The 22,737-nt window shown below is 69.9% G+C and carries 17 protein-coding genes; 10 read left to right on the forward strand and 7 right to left on the reverse strand.

Annotation, left to right across the window (positions count from 1 at the left end; all coding sequences use genetic code 11):
* Positions 1 to 13 precede the first annotated feature (13 nt).
* Positions 14 to 2,098, forward strand: coding sequence for a protein kinase domain-containing protein (locus ACWCPN_RS20550; RefSeq protein ID WP_451207998.1), 2,085 nt, complete (start codon positions 14 to 16; stop codon positions 2,096 to 2,098).
* Here ACWCPN_RS20550 and ACWCPN_RS20555 read toward each other — a convergent pair.
* The 4 genes from ACWCPN_RS20555 to eccCa form a co-directional block, all read right to left on the reverse strand.
* Positions 2,095 to 2,628, reverse strand: a complete 534-nt coding sequence (locus tag ACWCPN_RS20555) for a hypothetical protein (protein WP_451208001.1) — start codon at positions 2,626 to 2,628, stop codon at positions 2,095 to 2,097. The two genes, ACWCPN_RS20550 and ACWCPN_RS20555, sit on opposite strands and share 4 nt — an antisense overlap.
* Positions 2,629 to 2,640: 12 nt before the next feature.
* Positions 2,641 to 4,920: a hypothetical protein gene (locus ACWCPN_RS20560; RefSeq protein WP_451208004.1), complete on the reverse strand. Its 2,280-nt coding sequence runs from the start codon at positions 4,918 to 4,920 to the stop codon at positions 2,641 to 2,643.
* 28 nt (positions 4,921 to 4,948) lie between these two features.
* Positions 4,949 to 5,467 (reverse strand): hypothetical protein, encoded by a 519-nt coding sequence (locus ACWCPN_RS20565; protein ID WP_451208007.1) that lies wholly within the window; start codon positions 5,465 to 5,467, stop codon positions 4,949 to 4,951.
* A gap of 177 nt (positions 5,468 to 5,644) precedes the next feature.
* Positions 5,645 to 9,619 carry a type VII secretion protein EccCa gene (gene eccCa / locus ACWCPN_RS20570; protein ID WP_451208010.1) on the reverse strand — a complete coding sequence of 1,325 codons (3,975 nt, stop codon included), beginning with the start codon at positions 9,617 to 9,619 and terminating at the stop codon, positions 5,645 to 5,647.
* 335 nt (positions 9,620 to 9,954) lie between these two features.
* Between eccCa and eccD the strand changes: the two genes are divergently transcribed.
* Positions 9,955 to 11,463: a type VII secretion integral membrane protein EccD gene (gene eccD / locus ACWCPN_RS20575; protein ID WP_451208062.1), complete on the forward strand. Its 1,509-nt coding sequence runs from the start codon at positions 9,955 to 9,957 to the stop codon at positions 11,461 to 11,463.
* A 69-nt stretch (positions 11,464 to 11,532) separates the two neighbouring features.
* On the opposite strand, the gene ACWCPN_RS20580 is transcribed toward eccD, so the two are convergent.
* Positions 11,533 to 11,826, reverse strand: a complete 294-nt coding sequence (locus tag ACWCPN_RS20580; protein WP_199212235.1) for a DUF397 domain-containing protein — start codon at positions 11,824 to 11,826, stop codon at positions 11,533 to 11,535.
* 280 nt (positions 11,827 to 12,106) lie between these two features.
* On the opposite strand from ACWCPN_RS20580, the gene rpsO reads away from it, so the two are divergent.
* The 5 genes from rpsO (at position 12,107) to ACWCPN_RS20605 (ending at position 17,556) form a co-directional block, all read left to right on the forward strand.
* Positions 12,107 to 12,394: a 30S ribosomal protein S15 gene (rpsO, locus tag ACWCPN_RS20585; RefSeq protein WP_020138875.1), complete on the forward strand. Its 288-nt coding sequence runs from the start codon at positions 12,107 to 12,109 to the stop codon at positions 12,392 to 12,394.
* Between the two features lie 324 nt (positions 12,395 to 12,718).
* On the forward strand, positions 12,719 to 14,938 hold the full coding sequence (locus ACWCPN_RS20590; protein WP_451208014.1) for a polyribonucleotide nucleotidyltransferase: 2,220 nt from the start codon (positions 12,719 to 12,721) through the stop codon (positions 14,936 to 14,938).
* The gene (locus ACWCPN_RS20595) at positions 14,935 to 16,314 is read left to right on the forward strand and encodes a M16 family metallopeptidase (protein ID WP_199212236.1); all 1,380 of its coding nucleotides are present in this window, start codon (positions 14,935 to 14,937) and stop codon (positions 16,312 to 16,314) included. The genes ACWCPN_RS20590 and ACWCPN_RS20595 overlap by 4 nt, the downstream gene beginning before the upstream one ends.
* Before the next feature lie 23 nt (positions 16,315 to 16,337).
* A complete protein-coding gene (gene dapB / locus ACWCPN_RS20600; RefSeq protein ID WP_451208017.1) occupies positions 16,338 to 17,090 on the forward strand; it encodes a 4-hydroxy-tetrahydrodipicolinate reductase in 753 nt (250 codons plus the stop codon).
* A 13-nt stretch (positions 17,091 to 17,103) separates the two neighbouring features.
* Positions 17,104 to 17,556 carry a tetratricopeptide repeat protein gene (locus ACWCPN_RS20605; protein WP_199212238.1) on the forward strand — a complete coding sequence of 151 codons (453 nt, stop codon included), beginning with the start codon at positions 17,104 to 17,106 and terminating at the stop codon, positions 17,554 to 17,556.
* 86 nt (positions 17,557 to 17,642) lie between these two features.
* On the opposite strand, the gene ACWCPN_RS20610 is transcribed toward ACWCPN_RS20605, so the two are convergent.
* Positions 17,643 to 18,197 (reverse strand): hypothetical protein, encoded by a 555-nt coding sequence (locus ACWCPN_RS20610; protein ID WP_199212239.1) that lies wholly within the window; start codon positions 18,195 to 18,197, stop codon positions 17,643 to 17,645.
* A gap of 90 nt (positions 18,198 to 18,287) precedes the next feature.
* Positions 18,288 to 18,560 (reverse strand): hypothetical protein, encoded by a 273-nt coding sequence (locus tag ACWCPN_RS20615; protein WP_451208020.1) that lies wholly within the window; start codon positions 18,558 to 18,560, stop codon positions 18,288 to 18,290.
* Positions 18,561 to 18,718: 158 nt separating this feature from the next.
* On the opposite strand from ACWCPN_RS20615, the gene thyX reads away from it, so the two are divergent.
* The 3 genes from thyX (at position 18,719) to ACWCPN_RS20630 (ending at position 22,415) form a co-directional block, all read left to right on the forward strand.
* The gene (gene thyX / locus ACWCPN_RS20620) at positions 18,719 to 19,462 is read left to right on the forward strand and encodes an FAD-dependent thymidylate synthase (RefSeq protein WP_451208023.1); all 744 of its coding nucleotides are present in this window, start codon (positions 18,719 to 18,721) and stop codon (positions 19,460 to 19,462) included.
* Between the two features lie 212 nt (positions 19,463 to 19,674).
* A complete protein-coding gene (gene dapA / locus ACWCPN_RS20625) occupies positions 19,675 to 20,574 on the forward strand; it encodes a 4-hydroxy-tetrahydrodipicolinate synthase (RefSeq protein WP_451208026.1) in 900 nt (299 codons plus the stop codon).
* A gap of 155 nt (positions 20,575 to 20,729) precedes the next feature.
* Positions 20,730 to 22,415 (forward strand): ribonuclease J, encoded by a 1,686-nt coding sequence (locus ACWCPN_RS20630; protein WP_451208029.1) that lies wholly within the window; start codon positions 20,730 to 20,732, stop codon positions 22,413 to 22,415.
* The last annotated feature ends 322 nt before the right edge of the window (positions 22,416 to 22,737 follow it).

Here is a 22,737-nt window from a genome sequence, read left to right on the forward strand (position 1 = left end):
AAGGCAGTCAGCGATGAAGACCCTGGGTGTCGGTGACCCGCTCCGCCTCGGGCCGTACCGCCTGCTCGGTGTACTGGGCGAGGGCGGCATGGGAAAGGTGTACGTCGGTGAGGACGGCAGGGGAGGGGTCGCCGCCATCAAGGTGCTCCGGCCCGAACTCGCCCACGACCAGAACCTCGCCCGCCGCTTCGTCCGCGAGGCCCTCGCGGCGCAGGCCGTGCGGAGTTCGGGCGTCGCTGCGGTGCTGGGCGCGCAGACCGAGGGCGGACGGCCCTGGATCGCCACCGAATACCTGGCCGGACCCACCCTGGATGAGGCGATCGACGGCCATGGGCCGCTCGACGAGACCGCCGTCCGGGCTCTGACGGCATCCGTCGCGCGGACCCTGGGGGACATCCACGCCGCCGGGTTCATCCATCGCGATCTCAAACCGCAGAACATCGTGCTGACGTCGAGCGGGCCACGGGTGATCGACTTCGGCATCGCCCGGCCCGAACACGGTCTGACTCTCACCACGACCGGTCAGATCCCGGTCACGCCGGGATACGGGGCGCCCGAGCAGGTGCTGGGGCGGCGGGTCACCCCGGCGGCCGACGTGTTCTCCCTGGGGGCCGTGCTCGTCTACGCGGCCACCGGTCGGCGTGCCTTCGAAGGCGTCCATGTGGCCGCAGTGCAGTACGAGGTCGTCCACGGCGAGCCACGCTGGGACGGCCTGGCCCCGCACTTGCATTCGCTCATCGCCCCTTGCCTGGCCAAGGAAGCCGGTGCACGGCCCGGTCCCGCGCAGATCAGCGCGGCGTTCGCCCCGCCCGGAAACAGTGGCCGGGTGTGGCGGCGAGGCCCGGTGGCGGACGAGATCAAGGAACGGGAGCGCCAGGTCCGACAGCTCACCGCGGCAGCTGCGACGGGCACGACGACACCTGTGACGAGACGGCGCCTGCTCACCGGGTTCGCGGCCGGCGGCACGGTGCTCGCCGCGAGCGGCGGGGCGACCGGGTGGTGGCTGCTCCGGCAGAAGGGAGCCGACCGGAAGGCGGACCCGTTCACGACCCCGCCCGCCGCGGGGACCCCGAAGGCCCGCCTGCTGCTCGCGGACGACGGCGACTACATCATCGACGGCTCTCCGAAACCGCTGTGGCACACCGACGTCGGCGTGGACTCCGACTCCCGCGCCCCGCTGCCGATCAGGGACGTCGTCGTGATCGGCGTCTACGGTGGCGTCGCCGCCTTCAACGTCGTCGACGGCAAGCAACGCTGGCATGTGAATGACGTACTGGCCGGCCACTATCTCTCGCTCTCCGACCGGCTGTTGGCGGTCCTGAGCGCCGACGGAGTCGTGCGGACGTTCGTCCCCTCCACGGGCGAGGCCAAATGGACCGCCGACGCCGGCGCGGCGGCTCTCGTCGCCGCGGACGACGAGGCCGTATACGTCATGACCAAGGACCATCGGCTGCGCAGCGTGGGCCGCTCCGACGCCAGGATCCGGTGGACCATGCGGATTCCGGCGCCCTACCGCGGAAAGATCACCATTCATGCGGCTGTCGACAGCGGACGCCTGGTGCTGGCCACGACCGACGGCAGCGTGCTCGCTGTGACGACGCGTGACGGCCGGACGGCGTGGGAGCGCCCCAATCAGGCGGAGCAGCTCCAGGTCGAGCCCGTGGCGCGGAACGGAGTCGTCTACCTCAACGGCAGGACGCTGACCGCGCGGAAGATCACCGACGGCTCGGAGATCTGGTCGAAGACCACTCATGACATGTACAGGGCCCCCGCGGAGTGGGGGCCGGCGACCGTGCACGCGGACTCCGTGTACGCGTCCGGCGGGATGTTCCCCGAACGCCGCGACACCGGCGACGGCGGCAGGAAGTGGATTTCCCGGAGCGGGGGCAGCAGCGACAGCCCCGTCCTCGTCCAGGGCACCGGCGTGTGGACGATCGACCACTCCTACAAGACCTCGGTGAACGCCGTGTACGTGGCGAACGGATACCAGGGCTGGACCTACGAACTGCCCGAAGCCGACCGTCACGGCCTCGCGGTCGACGGCAACAGGGCTTTCATCAGGAACGACAGCTCACTCCACGCGCTGCCGGTCTTCTAACCCGCACACCGCTTCGATGCGGAAACCGCGTCGGTGAACTTGCTGATGACCTTCTCCATGGTCGCTTTGCCGACGTCCTCGGCATCCGCCCGGACCATGGTGAAGGTCTCGTGGTCCGCCTTCTGCGGCTTGTCGCACGAGGCGTGCCCGACTGCCTGCGCATCGGAGATGACGTACTTTCCCTCCCTCTCGACAGTATCGGACATGCCGTAGGTGCTGTAAGCGACGCCGCTCAACGTCGTTTCGGAGGCCCGTTGCTCGATGATGCTGGTGACGGCGATTCGTCCGTCGACCACCAGTCGGCAACGTGTGAAACCGGAGGGACCGCTCTTCACGGAGGAGATCTTCTTCCCCGCTGGAAGAAGCGGTTCAAGTGCGGATGCGGGCAGGGGAACCCCGCAGAGAGACGCCGGAACGGCGTACTCCCGCTTGGCCTCAGGCCCTCCCGAGGAACAGCCGGCCACGGCCAGACCGGCGGCTACCAGGCCGGCGATGCGGATCGGAAGGGCACGGGGTCGGATACGCGGCATCAGGGTTCCTGGCTAGGGGATTTCTGTCTCGAGATCATCGGCCATGTGACGCCCGTTCGTGGATGCGTCGTTGAAGCCGTTCTGAGTCGCGTCCATCGCCCATCCGCCGACCCGGCCGGCATACGGAGAGTGGTGCGCCTTGGCCGCCTCGACGGCCGCACGCTGAGCCAATGCGGTGTTCCGCTCACGGCTGTCCTCCCAGAGCTGGGCGGAGCTGAGCCCGCTGTCCTCCAGGTGGCTGCCCTCGACGCCGTCGAAGAGCTCGCCGAGCACGACACTGCTCACGGTACCGGCGGCACCTCCGACCGCTGCGCCCACGACCGGCGTGGCGATGAAGCTCGTTCCCACGCCGATGCCGGTGCCGACGACGCCGTTCGCCACGTTCTGCCACTGCGAGACGGCGTGGTTGTAGGCGTCGTCCGCCGCCTTGGCGGGGCCGAGCACCGCCTCCTGACGGCCGATGGCCAGGGAGCCTCCGATCTCAGCCGACCGCCGGGAGATCTCCTTGACCGTGTCCTCGGCACTGGCGGCATACCGCTGGTCGGGCGGCAGGTCCGGGTTCAGGTGGTAGTCCATGAGGTTCGCCATGTACGCCTTCTGGCCCACCTCTACGGCGGAATAGCCTTCCGGGTTCTGTCCGACGGAGATCAAAAAACGGGACACGTCGGCGTGGTCCATCTGCGCGGACGCACCGGCTACCGGGAAAAGCTTCTCGATCTCGTGCCACTGCTCGGAGTCCCCGCTCGACTCCACATCCGTGGTCGCCCGATTGATGTCCGGAAGATACTCCGACGCCATCTGCCCGATGCTGTCGGACATGTAACCGTGGTCGGTCAGGCGGTCCGGTTCCTCGCTGATGGACTTGACCACGCTCGCCATGAGACCGGCCTGCCGGTCGTTGTGCGCCGGGGTGTCCGCCGTCGGGAGTTCGCCCGCGGGATGCCCGGTCGTGCCCGCCTCGATGGCCAGCGCCAGGTTGTTCTGCCCGGTGAAGATGTCGTCACCCGTGAGGCTGGTCTCCTTGGGCCACTCCCGGTCCTCGAAGAGGTACTGGAAGTTGGAGACGGCCTCCTTGTGGTCCCCGTCCTTGGGCAGGTACTGCTCGGTGAGGAAGCCCGTGGCCGCATCGGGGCTGCTGGACAGCGCCTTCAGATAGCCCGTCAACGGGTCGTCGCCGCTGTCGTCGCCCATGCGGTTGAGCCAGGGATCCACGCCCATGTGCTGCCAGGCCATGTTGGGGTGCTCGCCGTTGCCGGTGAGCTTGCGCTCGGTGGTCATGAGAGCGGTGCCGTAGCTCTTGAGGAACTGGTCGTCGTAGTCGCCGGCCCGCATCAGGTTGCTCATGACCTGGAAGCCCGAAGGACCTGTCTGACCGCCGACGGGCTGATCGCCGAGGCCGATCATCGTGCTCTTCCACGCCGTCATGGCGGCCGAGTCGCTGTGGGAGGCGGTGGCCAGCGTCAGACTGAGGTTGCGCTGCAGGTCACCGTACTGGTCGACACGCTCCGGTCCCAGCCGGGCCGCCTTGTGGGGGTCGTTGATCCCGGCCCAGAACTCGAGGGTCCCCTCCGGCCCGAGCCCGGTGGCGAACCGTTCCGCGAACAGCGGGTCGTCGGCGTACTCCTTCAGCCCGGCGTTGAGCTGGTCGAAGTCGGCGGGCGACAGGTCCTCCGGGTCCTTCTTGGCGAGGGCGGCCAGCCGGTCCGCTTCCCTGATGGCGGCGTCGGCCGTGTCGCGGTCCTCGTACTTCGCGTCCGAGAAGCCTTGGTCCGTCTGATCGGCGAGGGCCATGAGCACCGTCTTCGCCGAGTCGTCGCTCTCCGTCGCCTTGGTGAGTATGCCCTCGACCTCGTCGCGCAGGGCGGTGACGTCCTGTTCGGAGTGTTCCGGCGGCGTGTAGCCGGACGCGGCGCGGTCGGGATGCACGTTCATGGTCACGGTGAAACTTCCCTGGCCGGTGTCCATCACGGTCAGGTTCTTCTTCAGCCCCCGCTCGATCGCCGCGTTGAGCTGCTTCTGGTAGCCCTTCAGCTCCCCGGCGGTGTCGCTCAGGATGTTGTGGATCGTCTCCGCCTGGGTGTGGGCGTCCTGGAACTCCCCGGCCGTCTTGCCGATGAACTCCCTGCTGACCTGGCTGTTCTCACCGGCCCAGTCGGCCTTGTTCGCGGCCTGGTGCAGGCCCTTCTCGGCGTCGTCCGCGAGGTCCTTCAGATTCCGGACCATCCGTGCCCAGTCCTCGACGGCGTCGTCGAGCTGCTTGAAGTTGGCGAAGCGCAGAGCGTCAAGATCCATCAGTCGGCGTCCCCGTCGTGCGTCGCGGTCAGTTCTCGGGCTTGGCCGGCGAGCCGTACACCGGGTTGTGGTCACCCGGCCCGCCGACTCGCTCGTCGAAGCCGGCGTCCAGGGTGTCGATGCTGCTCATCTGCCGCAGGATGTACGCCTCGTCGCCCGCGTGGATCTTCTTGGTGACCTGCATGTGGTTGGAGATGTGGGCACACGCGTCCAGCAACGAGTCGAGCTGCGTGGACCACTTGTCCGACACGTACCGCAGCCCCGAGCCGAGGGCGAACCCCTGCGTCGTCAGATCACCGGCCGCCGAGTCCACGCTGGTGTTCGACAGCCGCGCCCGGTCCCAGAGCTGGGTGTACAGGGTGTGGGCGTGGCTGCCGATCTTCGCCAGGTCCTGTTGGGTGACCTTGAGGTCACCGGTCTGGCTGGGGACCGCCGTGGGGCCGCCTCCGGGATCGGCCGGCAGCTGGTTGAGCCGCATGTGCGTCTCCCCGCCCTGCTGGCGCGTCACCGCGTCGCTCTTGAGCTGCTCCCACTCGTCCCATGCCATGGGTGATCCATCCTCGCGAACCGCGCGTCCAGTGATCGTCGTCCACTTTGGATTGTCCAGTTCCGGTCAACGTAGCAACAGGTGTGAACGGACGCAGTGGCAATCCCGAGTGCGTGCGAAAACTCCACCTGAGTCCTCCGGGCGACGGTGCCCGGAGGACTCCGGGGCCGGGCGGGCTCAGTTCACCTCTTCCGCGACCTGCCCCACCTGCACCATGGGCTTGCCCCGCTTCCGCGACACGAACACGCCCCGGCCCGCCGGCATCGGGCGGGGCCGTACGCCGCCCAGCAGGTCGCCCTCGGCCGGGTCGCCCGCGAGAACGACACCCTGGGCGCCGAGTTCCTTGATGCGCTGCATGAAGGACTCGTAGCCGGCGCGGCCGGCGCCCGCCGTGGAGCGGGCGATGATGAAGCGGACGCCGACGTCGCGGGCGAACGGGAGCAGCTCCGTCAGGCCTGCCAGCGGGTTGCCGCTCGACGTGGACACGAGGTCGTAGTCGTCGATGACGACGTACACCGTGGGGCCCCGCCACCAGCTGCGGTTGCGCAGCTGCTCCGGGGTCACGTCGGCGGTCGGGGTGCGGCGCTGCATCAGGTCGGCCAGGGCGTCCATGTGGTGCTGCATCTGGTTCGACATGGGGATGTACTCCGCCAGGTGCGACGGCGGTGTCACACCGAGCAGCGAGCGGCGGTTGTCGACGACGAACAGCTTGCAGCTGTTGCCGTCGTAGCGCTCGGTGAGGCGCTTGATCAGCAGCTTCAGCAGGTTCGACTTGCCGGACTCGCTCTCGCCGAACACCAGGAAGAACGGGTCCTGCTCGAAGTCGACGAACACCGGCTCGAGGTTGTCCTCGTCGAGCGCGAAGGAGACGCCGCGCTGCGGGAAGCGGTCGCCCGGCGGGAGCTGCGCCGCGGGGAACTCGCGGGGCAGCAGACGCACCTCCGGCGCGCCCGGCTCCTGCCAGTGGCGGGTGACCTCGGCGGCCAGCGCGCTCGTCGCCTCCGCGAGGTCCGTGTCGGAGGAGAGGCCGTCGATGCGCGGGACCGCCGCCATGAAGTGCTGCTTCTGCGGCGTCTGGCCACGCCCCGGCACACCGGTGGGGACGTTGGCCGCGACCTTGCGGTCGAACTCGGAGTCCATCGGGTCGCCGAGCCGCAGCTCGAGGCGGTTCATCAGGTGGTCCTTGAGGTTCGCGCGGACCTCCATCGAGCGCGAGGCGGTGAGGATGAGGTGGATGCCGTAGCCGAGACCGCGCGCCGCGATGTCCAGGACCAGCGGCTCCAGCGCCTCGTAGTCCGTGCGGAAGTTGCCCCAGCCGTCGATGACCAGGAAGACGTCGCCCCAGGGCTGGTCGGTCACCGAGATGTCACCGCGCGCGCGGCGGGAGCGGAACTCCGCGATGGAGGAGATCCCCGAGGAGCGGAAGTACTCCTCGCGGCGGGTCATGACGCCGTAGACCTCGGCCGCGGTGCGCCGGACCTTCTCGGGGTCCAGCCGGGAGGCGACGCCGCCCACGTGCGGCAGGCCGGCCACCGCGGCCATGCCGCCACCGCCGAAGTCCAGGCCGTAGAGCTGCACTTCCTGAGGGGTGTGGGTGAGCGCGAACGAGGCGATGATCGAGCGCAGCAGCGTCGACTTGCCGGACTGCGGGCCGCCGACGATCTGCATGTGGCCGGCCGCGCCGCCGAAGTCCGTCCACAGCGGGTCGCGCCGCTGCTCGTACGGCTTGTCGACGAGGCCGACCGGGATGACGAGCCGGCCCGCGCCCTCGTAGCCGGGCTGGGTCATGCCGCGGCCGGGCACCGGGGCGAGCCCGGGAAGCAGCGCGTCCAGCGACGGCGGGCTGTCCAGCGGGGGCAGCCACACCTGGTGGGCGGCCGGGCCCTGGGCCTCCAGGCGCCGCACGATCACGTCGAGGACGGTGTCCGCGAGCGCGTCGTCCTGCTGCTTCTCGGACGTCTCCTGGCGCTGTTGGGGGACCGGCGCGTACTGCACCGGGACCTCGGCCGCCGTGAACAGCACCGGCCTGCGGTCGACGGGCAGCGGGCCGCCCAGCGCGGCCGCCGCCTGCGAGCTCGTGCGGTACACGCCGGAGACGTACGCCGCCTTGAAGCGCACCATCTCGTCGGTGCCGAACTTCAGGAAGCCGGAACCCGGGACGTTCGGCAGCTCGTAGGCGTCCGGCACGCCCAGCGCCGCGCGTGACTCGGCCGCGGAGAACGTCCGCAGACCGATGCGGTAGGAGAGGTAGGTCTCCAGGCCGCGCAGGCGGCCCTCCTCCAGACGCTGCGAGGCGAGCAGCAGGTGCACGCCCAGCGAACGGCCGATGCGGCCGATCTGCACGAACATCTCGATGAAGTCGGGCTTCGCGGTGAGCAGTTCGCTGAACTCGTCGATCACCAGGACGAGGGAGGGGATCGGCTGCAGCGGGGCGCCCGCCGCGCGTGCCTTCTCGTAGTCGTGGATGTTCGCGTAGTTGCCCGCGTCGCGGAGCATCTCCTGGCGGCGGTTGAGCTCACCGCGGATCGAGTCGCCCATGCGGTCGACGAGGGTGAGGTCGTCCGCGAGGTTGGTGATCACGGCCGCCACGTGGGGCATCTGGGCCATGCCCGCGAACGTGGCACCGCCCTTGAAGTCGGCGAGGACGAAGTTCAGCGTCTCGGAGGAGTGGGTCACGGCGAGGCCGAGCACGAGCGTGCGCAGCAGCTCGGACTTGCCGGAGCCGGTCGCACCGACGCACAGGCCGTGCGGGCCCATGCCCTCCTGGGCGGCCTCCTTGAGGTCCAGCATCACGGGCCGGCCGTCCTCGCCGAGACCGATGGGCACGCGCAGCCGCTCCGACTGCGAGCGCGGCCGCCAGGTCCGCTTGGTGTCGACCGAGGCCGCGTCGCCGAGGTTCAGCAGGTCCGTGAACTCCAGGTTGGCGAGCAGCGGTTCGTCGTCGTCCCCGCCCGAACCCATCCGCAGCGGCGCCAGCTGGCGGGCCAGTGCCTCGGCGGCCTCGTACGACAGGACGTCCGGCGTTCCCTCGTAGACCATGCCGTGCGCCGACTCCAGGCGCAGCTCCTCGGGATGCACGACGACGGAGAGGTCGCCGCGGCCGATGGTGAGGTCGCCGGGTACCACCTCCAGAACCGTCACGCCCTGCAGACCCTCGGGGCTGGCCAGCAGCGACGTGGGCGGCAGCGAGACCCCGTCGAGCACGACCACCACGTGCGGCTGCTCGGCGACCGGCGGCGCGCCGGGGTGGAACCGGGGGCGGCCCTGGAGACGGGAGGCGAGCCGGTCCTCCAGCTCCACCGGGCTGGTGGTGATCAGGCGCATGCTGCCGGCGCCGTCGGCGAGGCCCGGGGCCTGCGCGTGCGGCAGCCACTTGGCCCACTCCCACTCGGGCGCCGACTCGCGGCCGGTGACGACGGCGAGGACCAGGTCCTCGGGGGAGTGCAGCGACGCGAGGGAGCCGGCGACGGCGCGGGCGGTGCCGCGCACGGTGCCCGGCTCGCCGCTGACCGTCACGTGGTAGAAGGCCCGCAGCGACACCGCCATCGGCAGGTCGTCCAGGGCGCTGTGGGTGGCCAGGAAGCGCTGCATGGCGCCGGCGGTCAGCGGTTCCAGCTCGTCGACCGGGGCGGTCTGCGGCGGAATCAGGGGAGTTGCCAGCGCCTGCGGGCCGAGGCCCACCCGTACCTGCCCGAAGTCCTCGTCGCCGGTGCGCCGTTCCCACACCCGGCTGCCCTCGGCGACCAGCGCCCACAGTTGCTCGGGTGAAGGGTGCAGGTAGAACTGGGCGTCGCGCTGCGCCTTCGCGGTGCCCAGCGCCTCACGCCGGGTCTGCGACAGGTAGCGGAGGTAGTCGCGGCGCATGTCGGCCATCTGCCCCTGGCTGCCGCGCCGGTAGCGGACGAGCATCGAGATGCCCATGCCGATCGTCGACGCCACCATCACCAGGCCCATGATCTTCATGAACGGCTGGGCCTGGGGGTTGAAGAAGAACACCACCGACCCGCCCATGCCGAGCATGGGCAGGAGCTGCATCAGCGCGCCCTCCTGCTGGCCGCGCGGGAGCTCCGGCGGCGCCTGCAGTACGACCTCGTCCGTGGGCACTTCCTTCGGCAGTGCCCGCGGCGGGCGCTTGACGACGATGTGGCTCACTACGCACCAATTCCCTTGCCGGGCCGAGATTTTTCGTCCGCCGCCCCGTGTCGGGCGAACGTCGACCGCGAAGCGCGATCCTACTGACAACCACGGACAACGGCGGGCGGTAGGGTGCCGGTGAGACGCGTGAGCAGTTGCGAATCGTTCCGGGAAAACCCGGGCAATCCGCAACGGTTCGCAGCGAGCGCCACCCCGCGAACCCCGGATGCGACCCCGCGGTCGGCCGAGGGAACGCACGGCGCGGCTCAACCTACACAGGATCTTTACGGGCGGAAGGGTGCGCGGCGGCACCGCGGGCCCGCCCCACCGACGAGGGGGAACAGCAGGTGAGCATGACGGCCTCCGCGCCGGCCGGCGCGACCAGCGGACCGGGCACCGGAGCCCCTTCCGGGGCGGGCATGGGATTCGGCTTCTGCCGGGTCACCATCGTGGCGCCCGACAGCCGTATCGACGTGGCCCTGCCCGACGACGTACCGGTCGCCGACCTGTACCCGGAGATCCTGCGCCTCTCCCAGCAGAGCCCCGCCGAGGGCGCGCCGGTCGGCTACCACCTCGTACGGCGGGACGGCACCGTCCTCGACGGCGCCCGCTCCTTCACCGCCCAGCGCATCCTCGACGGCGAACTGCTCACCCTGCGCCCGTTCGCCGAGTCGCTGCCGCCCGCCGTCCTCGACGACGTCTCCGAGGCGGTGGCCTCCGCCGTCACCCGCGACCGCGCCCTGTGGAGCGGCGACCTCACCCGTGCCGCCGGCCTGGTCGCGGCCGGCATCCTGCCCGCGCTCCTCGCCTTCGTGGCGTGGAGCTCGCAGATCCGGCACGACATGAACAGCCTGCAGGGCATCGTCGCGGGCGTCACCGGCGTCCTGCTCGTCGGCATCGCCTGCGTACGCGCGCGTGTGTACGACGACCGGGGCTCCGCGGTCGCGCTCGGACTCGGGGCGCTCCCGAACATCGGCGTGGCCGGCTCCGGACTGCTGCCGCTCTCCGGCGGCGAGGGCATCGGACGGCTGCAGTTCCTGCTCGCCTGCGCGGCGGTCCTCGTCGCCTCCGTGGTGCTCACCCTGGTGTCGCCGGGCGGCGACAGCCCCTTCGTGGCGTTCGTCTTCGCCTCCACCATCGGCGTGATCACCACCTTCATCGCGGTCCTCACCGGGCTGAGGCCCATCGAGACGGCCGCGATCTGCGCCCCGCTGTCCGTCGTGGCGCTGGCCTTCCTGCCGGGTCTGTCCATGCGCTTCGCGCGGCTGCCCATCGGCTTCGAACCGCCCAACCCGTCCCGCGGCGGCTACGGCGGCGGCGAGCCCGCTGCGCAGGAGCCCGTGGACGCCGAACGGGTGGCCGCCCAGGCCCGCCGCGGCCACGAACTCCTCGTCGGCCTCGTCGGCGGCTGCGCCCTCGTCGCCGTCGGCGCCTCGATCGTCCTCGGCTTCTCCAGCAACACCTGGGCCCAGCTCCTGGCCCTCGCGACCGGTGTGGCGATGCTGATGCGGGCGCACCTGTTCCGCTACACCCAGCAGGTCGGCGCCACGCTGGCCGCCGGCCTCGCCGCGATCGTCTTCCTCGGCCTCGGGCTCGCCCTGAACCCGCCGCGCGACTACGTGATCGACGCCTTCCAGGGCGACACCACCGCCCTCGACATCCGCAGCGTCTGGCTCGCCGCGGCGGTCGGCGCGGCCATCGCCCTGGTCACCGCGATCGCCCTGATCACCCCGCGGCGCGGCGTCACCCCCTTCTGGGGACGCTTCCTGGAGATCGCCGAGAGCTTCGTGCTGCTCACGCTGATCCCGCTGGCGCTGGCCGTCTTCGACGTCTACGCGCGGGCCCGGGCGATGACCAGCTAGGCGACACGGCGACCCGACGGCACCGAAAAAGGGCGGCACGCGCGCGTGCCGCCCTTCGCCGTGCTCCGCTCAGTCCGCCGCGAGCTCACCGTCGTGCGGCACCGGCTTCAGGTCGAACTCGCCGTCGCGGGCGCCCAGGACGAAGGCACGCCACTCGGCCTCCGTGTACCGCAGGACGGTGCCCGGGTCGAGGGAGGAGCGCATCGCCACCGCCCCCGCCGGCAGGTACGCGATCTCGACCCGCTCCTCGTCCTCCTCGGTGCCCGGCGCGCAGTGCCACTCGGCGTCCGAGATGTCGAGCGCGTACAGCTCGTCCCGCTCCCGCTCCTTGCGTGCCTTCATCTCCGCTTCCGACTCCGCCATCCCGAAGCGACCCCTTCCCGACGTCCGTACGCTCAGTGGGCTCACCCTAGTGGCGGCCACCCCCCGCTCCGGGGCGTTCCGGAACCGGGGACAGGGGCCCCTCGCCCGCCTGGTACCCTGGTCGACGGCCGTTTGTGTACGCACCCCCGGAGCAACCGCAGGCATCCCCTGTCGCTCTGGTGGCCGCGCCCAGCGGATCCCCGCCTCCCGAGTCGTGGAAGCTCCCCCGAGATGTGGACCGGGGGCACTCGATGGCACTTACAGACTATGAGGAGTACGCGTGTCGCTCGACGCCGCTACGAAGAAGCAGATCATCACCGAGTTCGGTACCAAGGAGGGCGACACCGGCTCCCCCGAGGTCCAGGTCGCCATGCTCTCGCGTCGCATCTCCGACCTGACGGAGCACCTGAAGACCCACAAGCACGACCACCACTCCCGCCGTGGTCTGCTGATCCTGGTCGGTCAGCGCCGTCGCCTGCTGCAGTACCTGGCGAAGAAGGACATCCAGCGCTTCCGTACGCTGGTCGACCGTCTGGGCATCCGCCGCGGTGCGGCGGGCGCGAAGTAAGACGCCGTGAAGGGAGCGGTTCCCGAAAGGACTCGGGGGCCGCTCCCTTTGCCGTACGTGCGGAACGTGCGCGGTGTCATACCCGCTTTGTAGTGTGGTAGCACAACGCAGTACGCACGACACGGAACACGTACGGCAGAACCCGTACGAAACAGAACGAGGAGGAGCGCACCTCGCCGCCGCCGGTCCTCGGTAGTGGCCCCCGGGGGGAAGTGAGCCCCGGGTGCTTCGATCGAAGACCGGCCCGCACCAGACGGAGCGCCTCTCCACAAACGTCCCCCTGCCACACGGGCGGTGAGGGACGAAGACGAGGAGAAAACGCTAGTGGAGAACGAGACCCACTACGCCGAGGCCGTCATCGACAATGGCGCCTTCGGCACCCGCACCATCCGCTTCGAGACGGGCCGCCTGGCCAAGCAGGCCGCCGGCTCCGCCGTCGCGTACCTGGACGACGACACCATGGTGCTGTCGGCCACCAGCGCCTCCAAGAGGCCCAAGGACCAGCTCGACTTCTTCCCCCTGACGGTGGACGTCGAGGAGCGCATGTACGCCGCGGGCAAGATCCCCGGCAGCTTCTTCCGCCGTGAGGGCCGGCCCTCCGAGGACGCCGTCCTCACCTGCCGTCTCATCGACCGTCCGCTGCGTCCGTCCTTCAAGAAGGGCCTTCGCAACGAGATCCAGGTCGTCGCCACGATCATGGCGCTCAACCCCGACCACCTGTACGACGTCGTGGCGATCAACGCCGCCTCCGCGTCCACCCAGCTGGCCGGTCTGCCCTTCTCCGGCCCGGTCGGCGGCGTCCGCGTCGCGCTGATCAACGGCCAGTGGGTCGCGTTCCCGACGCACACCGAGCTCGAGGACGCCGTCTTCGACATGGTCGTCGCCGGTCGCGTCCTGGAGGACGGCGACGTCGCGATCATGATGGTCGAGGCCGAGGCCACCGACAAGACCATCCAGCTCGTCAAGGGCGGCGCCGAGGCGCCGACCGAGGAAGTCGTGGCCGCCGGCCTCGAAGCCGCGAAGCCCTTCATCAAGGTCCTGTGCAAGGCGCAGTCGGACCTCGCCGCGAAGGCCGCCAAGCCGACCGCCGAGTTCCCGATCTTCCTGGACTACGAGGACGACGTCCTCGAGGCCCTGACCGCCGCGGTCAAGAGCGAGCTCGCCCAGGCGCTCACCATCGCCGGCAAGCAGGACCGCGAGGCCGAGCTGGACCGCGTCAAGGACATCGCCGCCGAGAAGCTGCTCCCGCAGTTCGAGGGCCGCGAGAAGGAGATCTCCGCCGCGTACCGCGCGCTGACCAAGAAGCTGGTCCGCGAGCGCGTCATCAAGGACAAGGTCCGCATCGACGGCCGCGGCGTCACGGACATCCGTACGCTGGCCGCCGAGGTCGAGGCCATCCCGCGCGTGCACGGCTCGGCGCTGTTCGAGCGTGGCGAGACCCAGATCCTGGGCGTCACCACCCTGAACATGCTCCGCATGGAGCAGCAGCTGGACACCCTCTCCCCGGTGACCCGCAAGCGCTACATGCACAACTACAACTTCCCGCCGTACTCCGTCGGTGAGACGGGCCGCGTCGGCTCCCCGAAGCGCCGCGAGATCGGCCACGGCGCGCTCGCCGAGCGCGCGATCGTGCCGGTCCTGCCGACCCGCGAGGAGTTCCCCTACGCGATCCGCCAGGTGTCCGAGGCCCTCGGCTCCAACGGCTCGACGTCCATGGGCTCGGTCTGCGCCTCCACCATGTCGCTGCTGAACGCCGGTGTGCCGCTCAAGGCCCCGGTCGCCGGTATCGCCATGGGTCTGATCTCCCAGGAGATCGACGGCCAGACGCACTACGTCGCCCTCACCGACATCCTCGGTGCGGAGGACGCCTTCGGCGACATGGACTTCAAGGTCGCCGGCACCAAGGAGTTCGTGACCGCTCTCCAGCTCGACACCAAGCTGGACGGCATCCCCGCCTCCGTCCTGGCCGCGGCCCTCAAGCAGGCCCGCGACGCCCGCCTCCACATCCTCGACGTGATGATGGAAGCGATCGACACGCCGGACGAGATGTCCCCGAACGCCCCGCGGATCATCACCGTCAAGATCCCCGTGGACAAGATCGGTGAGGTCATCGGCCCCAAGGGCAAGATGATCAACCAGATCCAGGAGGACACCGGCGCCGAGATCACGATCGAGGACGACGGCACCATCTACATCGGTGCCGCCGACGGCCCGGCCGCCGAGGCCGCCCGCGCCACGATCAACGGCATCGCCAACCCGACCATGCCGGAGGTCGGCGAGCGCTACCTGGGCACCGTCGTGAAGACGACGACCTTCGGCGCGTTCGTGTCGCTGCTCCCGGGCAAGGACGGTCTGCTGCACATCTCGCAGATCCGCAAGCTCGCCGGTGGCAAGCGCGTGGAGAACGTCGAGGACGTCCTCGGTGTGGGCCAGAAGGTCCAGGTCGAGATCGCCGAGATCGACTCCCGCGGCAAGCTGTCCCTCGTTCCGGTGATCGAGGGCGAAGAAGGCGACGAGACGAAGAAGGACGACGCCGACCAGTGACGTCCCGTGGCTCCAAGGCGACGGCCCGCACCTCCTCGGAGGCGCGGGCCGTCGCCCGTACCCAAACCCTCATCAAGGGCACCGGCGGCATCGGCACGGTACGCAAGACCACCCTCCCCGGCGGCCTGCGCATCGTCACCGAGACCCTGCCCTCTGTGCGCTCGGCCACCTTCGGCATCTGGGCGCACGTGGGCTCCCGCGACGAGACCCCGTCGCTGAACGGCGCCACGCACTACCTGGAGCATCTGCTCTTCAAGGGCACCGCCAAGCGCAGCGCGCTGGACATCTCCGCCGCCATAGACGCCGTCGGCGGCGAGATGAACGCCTTCACGGCCAAGGAGTACACGTGCTACTACGCGCGCGTGCTCGACACCGACCTGCCGCTCGCCATCGACGTCGTCTGCGACATGCTGACCGGCTCGCTGATCCTCGAGGACGACGTCAACGTCGAGCGCGGCGCGATCCTCGAAGAGATCGCGATGACCGAGGACGACCCGGGCGACTGCGTGCACGACCTGTTCGCGCACACCATGTTCGGTGACAACGCCCTCGGCCGGCCGGTCCTCGGCACCGTCGACACGGTCAACGCCCTCACCGCCGACCGCATCCGCCGCTTCTACAAGAAGCACTACGACCCGACCCACCTCGTGGTCGCCTGCGCCGGCAACATCGACCACAACAAGGTCGTACGGCAGGTACGCGCCGCCTTCGAGAAGGCGGAAGCCTTCAAGGACCTCGGCGCGCAGCCCATCGCCCCGCGCGACGGCCGCCGCTCGATCCGCACGACCGGCAAGGTGGAGCTGCTCGCCCGCAAGACCGAGCAGGCGCACGTCGTCCTCGGCATGCCGGGCCTCGCCCGCGCCGACGAACGCCGATGGGCGATGGGCGTGCTCAACACCGCCCTCGGCGGCGGCATGTCCTCCCGCCTCTTCCAGGAGGTCCGGGAGAAGCGCGGGCTCGCCTACAGCGTGTACTCGTACACCTCGGGCTTCGCCGACTGCGGCCTGTTCGGCGTCTACGCCGGCTGCCGGCCCAGCCAGGTGCACGACGTGCTGAGGATCTGCCGGGACGAGCTCGACCAGGTCGCCCAGAACGGTCTCTCCGACGACGAGATCGGCAGGGCCGTCGGCCAGCTCCAGGGCTCCACCGTCCTGGGTCTGGAGGACACCGGCGCGCTGATGAACCGCATCGGCAAGAGTGAGCTGTGCTGGGGCGAGCAGATGTCCGTGGACGACATGCTGGCGAAGATAGCCGCGGTCACCCCGGACGAGGTCCGGTCGGTCGCCCGGGACATCCTGGGCCAACGCCCGTCGCTGTCGGTCATCGGCCCGCTCAAGGACAAGCAGGCCGCTCGGCTGCACGACGCCGTCGCCTAATCACCTCCGTAAGGAAGCAACAGATGAGCAAGCTGCGCGTGGCGGTAATCGGCGCCAAGGGCCGGATCGGCTCCGAGGCGGTACGGGCGGTCGAGGCCGCCGAGGACATGGAGCTGGTCGCCGCCCTCGGCCGCGGTGACAGGCTGGAGACCCTGGCGGAGAGCGGCGCCCAGGTCGCCGTCGAACTCACCACCCCCGCCTCCGTCATGGGCAACCTCGACTTCTGCGTGCGCCACGGCATCCACGCGGTCGTCGGCACGACGGGCTGGACCGAGGACCGCCTCGCGCAGCTGACGGGCTGGCTCGCCCAGTTCCCGCAGACCGGTGTGCTCATCGCGCCGAACTTCTCCATCGGCGCCGTGCTCACCATGAAGTTCGCGCAGATCGCCGCCCCGTACTTCGAGTCGGTCGAGGTCGTCGAGCTGCACCACCCGAACAAGGTGGACGCCCCCTCCGGGACCGCCACGCGCACCGCCCAGCTCATCGCCGAGGCCCGCCGCCAGGCCGGTACGGCCCCCGCGCCGGACGCCACCGTGACCGCCCTGGACGGTGCCCGCGGGGCCGACGTCGACGGCGTCCCCGTGCACTCCGTCCGGCTGCGCGGCCTGCTCGCCCACCAGGAGGTGCTGCTCGGCGCCGAGGGCGAGACCCTCACCGTCCGCCACGACTCCCTGCACCACAGCAGCTTCATGCCGGGCATCCTGCTCGGCGCCCGCCGCGTGGTCTCGACCCCGGGCCTCACCTTCGGCCTGGAAAACTTCCTCGACCTGAGCTGAGACCGAACACGTCATGCGCGCGAAGATCACCTACCTCGTCACGGCCGCCGTCCTGGTCTTCTACTTCGTCCTGGTCGGCAGCCGCGGCGTGATGCTCATCCAGACCGGCACCCTCCTGACCGTCACCTTCGGCGTGGCGGTGCTGATCCTGCCGGTCATCGGCCTGTGGTTCCTGTGGAAGAACACCCAGTTCGTCCGCAGGGCCAACCAGCTCGCCGCCGAACTCGAGGCCGAGGGCGGCCTGCCCGTCGACGAGCTGCGGCGCACCCCGAGCGGCCGCATCGACCGCGACTCGGCGGACGAGGTGTTCGCCCGGCGCAAGGCCGAGACCGAGGACGCCCCGGACGACTGGCGCAGCTGGTTCCGGCTCGCCGTCGCCTACCACGACGCCCGGGACACCCCGCGCGCCCGCAAGGCGATGCAGCGGGCCATCGCCCTGCACGACGGCAGGCCCGTCCAGGTCTGAGCCGGCCGGGACGGCACAGCCGGTACGACGAAGGGGCCGGACCGCGGTACACGCGGCCCGGCCCCTTCGGCGTGTTCCGGCGCCGGTCAGCCGCGCCCGTACTCCGCGGCCCACGCCTCCACCGTGTCCGCCGCCCGGTCGAAGGCCGCGGGCCGGTGCAGGAAGTCCAGGGAGTGCGTGGTCAGCAGCGGTGGCGTGTCCTCGACGGCCCGGTCCTTGCGCACGAGCGTCAGGGCCTGCCCCTGCACGGTGCGCGGCAGCCCCAGCCAGCGCACCGGCTGCTGAGCGGTCCGGACCGCGATCACCCGCTGCCAGGGCACCGTACGCGTCACCAGGAAGCCCACCTGGCGCAGCCCGCGCGCGCTCACCCACACGCCCATGCGCAGCACGCGCAGCGCGGAGGCGATGACGGCCAGCGCCAGGGTGAGGACCAGGCCCGCGGCGGACACCGAGTCGGTCAGGACGATGAGGACCGCCCCGAACAGAACGAACGAGGAGAGCAGAAGTCCCAGGGCGGCACCGCCCACCCGCCACGGCCCGGGCCGGTACGGCCGCCGCCAGCGGTCCCGGTCGTCGTAGGGCAACGGGCTCTCGGAAGCCGCGTCGAAGGAGCGATCGGCCGTCAGGAAGGGCAGGGGCACGGCTGGTCCTCACTCGATCCTCGCTGGGGCTGTGCCCGGTGAGGCTATCCGGCGCGGTTCCCGCCCACCACCCGTGGGCCGCCGGAAGGGTCAGTGCCCCTGGGCGTGCCCCTGCGAGGCCTGGGACTGCTGGGCCGGCGTACTGGACGGCGTGGACAGCGCCGGCATCCCGAGGACCAGGGCACCGACGAGCCCTGCGACGAGGGTCAGGCCCAGCAGCCAGCGCCCGGCCACCTCGCCGAACGAGGCCCGCTCACGGGGCGGCGGAGCGACGTTGCTGCGGAACCTGTCCGCCTCGGCCGGGAAGGCGAAGGGCACGTGCTCACTGGGGGTACCTCCCGGCGGTTGCTGGGGGCGGAACATCGCGGGTTCAGCTCCTTTCGGGGTCGAACGATCAGGCCTCACCGGTACAGACGCTCGAGTGGCACAAAAGGTGCCCATGTCCGGAGAAATGCGTGGCAAGGTCACTGTCCGGGACTGTCAGGGGTGCCCCGTACAGTGGGCGCGAACCTCAAGAAGTGATGGGAAGGACCCCCGTGACCACCCCCGAGTCGCTCACTTTCCGCAGCGATGTCACCGTCGAGCTGGTGAAGTCCAGTGCGTCGGACGCCGACGTCCTCTTCGCCGCCCGCGTCTCCACTGTCGGCGAGCAGTCGCTGGACGAGCTGAAGAAGGACCCGGAGCGCTCCAAGGGCCTGATCAACTACCTGATGCGCGACCGGCACGGCAGCCCGTTCGAGCACAACTCGATGACCTTCTTCATCAGCGCCCCGATCTTCGTCTTCCGCGAGTTCATGCGGCACCGGGTCGGCTGGTCCTACAACGAGGAGTCGGGCCGCTACCGGGAGCTCCAGCCGGTCTTCTACGTCCCCGGCGACGACCGCAAGCTGGTCCAGGAGGGCCGCCCGGGCAAGTACGTCTTCGTCGAGGGCACCCAGGCCCAGCAGGAGGCCGTACGCAGCACGCTCGAGGAGTCCTACGAGCAGGCGTACGCGGCGTACCAGAAGCTCCTCGCCGAGGGCGTCGCCCGCGAGGTGGCCCGCGCCGCCCTTCCCGTCGGCCTGTTCTCCTCGATGTACGCCACCTGCAACGCCCGGTCCCTGATGCACTTCCTCGGCCTGCGCACCCAGCACGAACTGGCCAAGGTGCCGTCCTTCCCGCAGCGGGAGATCGAGATGGTGGGCGAGCGGATGGAGGCGGAATGGGCCAGGCTCATGCCGCTCACATATGCCGCTTTCAACGCGAACGGACGTGTGGCTCCGTGACGAAGCCCTGTTCCCCCACGCGGAACGGATGTACGGATCAGCCGGGCGAAGTGTCCGTATTGCGGCATTCCGAGAAGTTCATCTAGCCTGATCAAACGGACCCGGCACTGCTTGAACCCCCGAGCAGGCAGTGCCGGGCTCCATATTTGTCCTGATTTACCCGGCCCCCCCAAGGGCAGACCACGCCCGGAGCACCGAGTAGCGTGTTACCCATGGCTCCGACCTCGACTCCGCAGACCCCCTTCGGGCGGGTCCTCACCGCCATGGTCACGCCCTTCACGGCGGACGGCGCACTCGACCTCGACGGCGCGCAGTGGCTCGCCGCCCACCTGGTGGACGCAGGCAACGACGGCCTGATCATCAACGGCACCACCGGCGAGTCCCCCACCACCAGTAATGCGGAGAAATCGGATCTCGTACGAGCCGTGGTGGAGGCGGTCGGCGACCGCGCCCACGTCGTGGCCGGAGTCGGCACCAACGACACCCGCCACAGCATCGAACTGGCCCGCGAGGCGGAGCGCGCCGGCGCGCACGGCCTGCTGGTCGTGACGCCGTACTACAACAAGCCCCCTCAGGAGGGCCTGTACCGGCACTTCACCACCATCGCGGACACCACCGGGCTGCCGGTCATGCTCTACGACATCCCCGGTCGCAGCGGTGTCCCGATCAACACCGAGACCCTGGTCCGCCTGGCCGAGCACCCGAGGATCGTCGCCAACAAGGACGCCAAGGGCGACCTCGGCCGCGCCAGCTGGGCCATCGCGCAGTCCGGACTCGCCTGGTACTCCGGTGACGACATGCTGAACCTGCCGCTGCTCTCCGTGGGCGCGGTCGGCTTCGTCTCCGTCGTCGGCCACGTCGTCACCCCCGACCTGCGCGCCCTCGTCGACGCGTACACCTCGGGCGACGTCGTCAAGGCCACGGAGATCCACCAGAAGCTGCTCCCGGTCTACACGGGAATGTTCCGTACCCAGGGCGTCATGACCACCAAGGCCGCACTCGCCCTCCAGGGGCTGCCCGCGGGACCCCTGCGCGCCCCCATGGTGGAGTGCTCACCCGAGGAGATCGCCCAGCTCAAGATCGATCTTGCCGCCGGCGGGGTACAGCTCTGACAACAGACTTGGCACCACCCGAGCTTCACAACTGAATCGACAACCGAACAGCGGGGCACCGGTGCCCGCACCCCACAACGACAACTGCTTCTGCACGAACGTCATGCGCGCCACGTGCCCGACCGGTACGTGGCGCGCGTGGTGAGGAGAGTCTTTTGAGTCATCCGCATCCTGAACTCGGACCGCCCCCGTCGCTCCCCGAGGGCGGCCTGCGTGTCACCCCGCTCGGCGGTCTCGGCGAGATCGGCCGCAACATGACGGTCTTCGAATACGGCGGCCGCCTGCTGATCGTCGACTGCGGAGTGCTCTTCCCCGAGGAGGAGCAGCCCGGAATCGACCTGATCCTTCCGGACTTCTCGTCCATCCGGGACCGCCTCGACGACATCGAGGGCATCGTCCTCACCCACGGCCACGAGGACCACATCGGCGGCGTCCCCTTCCTGCTCCGCGAGAAGCCGGACATCCCGCTGATCGGCTCCAAGCTGACCCTCGCGCTCATCGAGGCCAAGCTCCAGGAGCACCGGATCCGCCCGTACACCCTGGAGGTGGCGGAGGGGAACCGCGAGCGCATCGGCCCCTTCGACTGCGAGTTCATCGCGGTCAACCACTCCATCCCGGACGCCCTGGCGGTCGCCATCCGCACCCCCGCCGGCATGGCGGTGCACACCGGCGACTTCAAGATGGACCAGCTTCCGCTGGACAGCCGCCTCACCGACCTGCACGCGTTCGCCCGGCTCAGCGAGGAGGGCATCGACCTCCTGCTCGCCGACTCGACGAACGCCGAGGTCCCCGGCTTCGTCCCGCCCGAGCGCGAGATCTCCAACGTCCTGCGCCAGGTCTTCGCCGGAGCCCGCAAGCGGATCATCGTGGCGAGCTTCGCCAGCCACGTCCACCGCATCCAGCAGATCCTGGACGCGGCCCACGAGTACGGCCGCCGGGTCGCCTTCGTCGGCCGCTCGATGGTCCGCAACATGGGCATCGCCCGCGACCTCGGCTACCTCAAGGTCCCGCCGGGCCTGGTCGTGGACGTCAAGACCCTCGACGACCTTCCGGACCACGAGGTGGTCCTGGTCTGCACGGGCTCCCAGGGCGAACCGATGGCCGCGCTGTCCCGGATGGCCAACCGCGACCACCAGATCCGGATCGTCCCGGGCGACACGGTGATCCTGGCGTCGTCCCTCATCCCGGGCAACGAGAACGCGGTCTACCGCGTGATCAACGGGCTGACCCGCTGGGGCGCCAACGTCGTGCACAAGGGCAACGCCAAGGTGCACGTCTCGGGCCACGCGTCCGCGGGCGAGCTGCTGTACTTCTACAACATCTGCCGCCCGAAGAACCTGATGCCGGTGCACGGCGAATGGCGCCACCTGCGCGCCAACGCCGAGCTGGGCGCGATGACCGGCGTCCCGCACGACCGGATCGTCATCGCCGAGGACGGCGTGGTCGTCGACCTGGTCGAGGGCAAGGCCCGGATCTCCGGCAAGGTGCAGGCCGGGTACGTGTACGTCGACGGCCTCTCCGTGGGCGACGTGGGCGAGCCGGCCCTGAAGGACCGCAAGATCCTCGGTGACGAGGGCATCATCTCGGTCTTCGTGGTGGTGGACTCGTCCACCGGCAAGATCACCGGCGGCCCGCACATCCAGGCCCGGGGTTCCGGCATCGAGGACTCGGCCTTCACGGGTGTCGTCCCGAAGATCAACGAGGTCCTGGAGCGCTCCGCCCAGGACGGCGTCGTGGAGCCGCACCAGCTGCAGCAACTGATCCGGCGCACCCTGGGCAAGTGGGTCTCGGACACCTATCGCCGCAGGCCGATGATCCTCCCGGTGGTCGTGGAGGTCTGACACGCCGGCTGCGTGAACTAGGAGCGGGCCGCCCCGATTTGCATCGGGGCGGCCCGCTCCAGTACGTTTACGGCTCCGCCCGAGCGGGAACCCCCCAGAGCTCCATGTGCTGGACCAGGGTTGCCCCGGATCGGGTGGGAAATCCGGCTCAGAACTTCTGATAAAGTCGGAACCGCCGGAAAGGGAAACGCGAAAGCGAGAACCTGGAAAGCACCGAGGAAATCGGATCGAGAAAAGATCTGATAGAGTCGGAAACGCAAGAACGAAGGGAAGCGCCCGGAGGAAAGCCCGCGAGGGTGAGTACAAAGGAAGCGACCGTTCC

Source organism: Streptomyces sp. NPDC002386, from assembly GCF_053593175.1.

What these genes read in the sequence shown, in the direction of transcription:
- ACWCPN_RS20550 (WP_451207998.1), top strand. Translation starts at nt 14, where the DNA reads ATGAAGACCCTGGGTGTCGGTGACCCGCTCCGCCTCGGGCCGTACCGC.
- ACWCPN_RS20555 (WP_451208001.1), bottom strand. Translation starts at nt 2,628, where the DNA reads ATGCCGCGTATCCGACCCCGTGCCCTTCCGATCCGCATCGCCGGCCTG.
- ACWCPN_RS20560 (WP_451208004.1), bottom strand. Translation starts at nt 4,920, where the DNA reads ATGGATCTTGACGCTCTGCGCTTCGCCAACTTCAAGCAGCTCGACGAC.
- ACWCPN_RS20565 (WP_451208007.1), bottom strand. Translation starts at nt 5,467, where the DNA reads ATGGCATGGGACGAGTGGGAGCAGCTCAAGAGCGACGCGGTGACGCGC.
- eccD (WP_451208062.1), top strand. Translation starts at nt 9,955, where the DNA reads ATGACGGCCTCCGCGCCGGCCGGCGCGACCAGCGGACCGGGCACCGGA.
- ACWCPN_RS20580 (WP_199212235.1), bottom strand. Translation starts at nt 11,826, where the DNA reads ATGGCGGAGTCGGAAGCGGAGATGAAGGCACGCAAGGAGCGGGAGCGG.
- dapB (WP_451208017.1), top strand. Translation starts at nt 16,338, where the DNA reads ATGAGCAAGCTGCGCGTGGCGGTAATCGGCGCCAAGGGCCGGATCGGC.
- ACWCPN_RS20605 (WP_199212238.1), top strand. Translation starts at nt 17,104, where the DNA reads ATGCGCGCGAAGATCACCTACCTCGTCACGGCCGCCGTCCTGGTCTTC.
- ACWCPN_RS20615 (WP_451208020.1), bottom strand. Translation starts at nt 18,560, where the DNA reads ATGTTCCGCCCCCAGCAACCGCCGGGAGGTACCCCCAGTGAGCACGTG.
- thyX (WP_451208023.1), top strand. Translation starts at nt 18,719, where the DNA reads ATGGGAAGGACCCCCGTGACCACCCCCGAGTCGCTCACTTTCCGCAGC.
- dapA (WP_451208026.1), top strand. Translation starts at nt 19,675, where the DNA reads ATGGCTCCGACCTCGACTCCGCAGACCCCCTTCGGGCGGGTCCTCACC.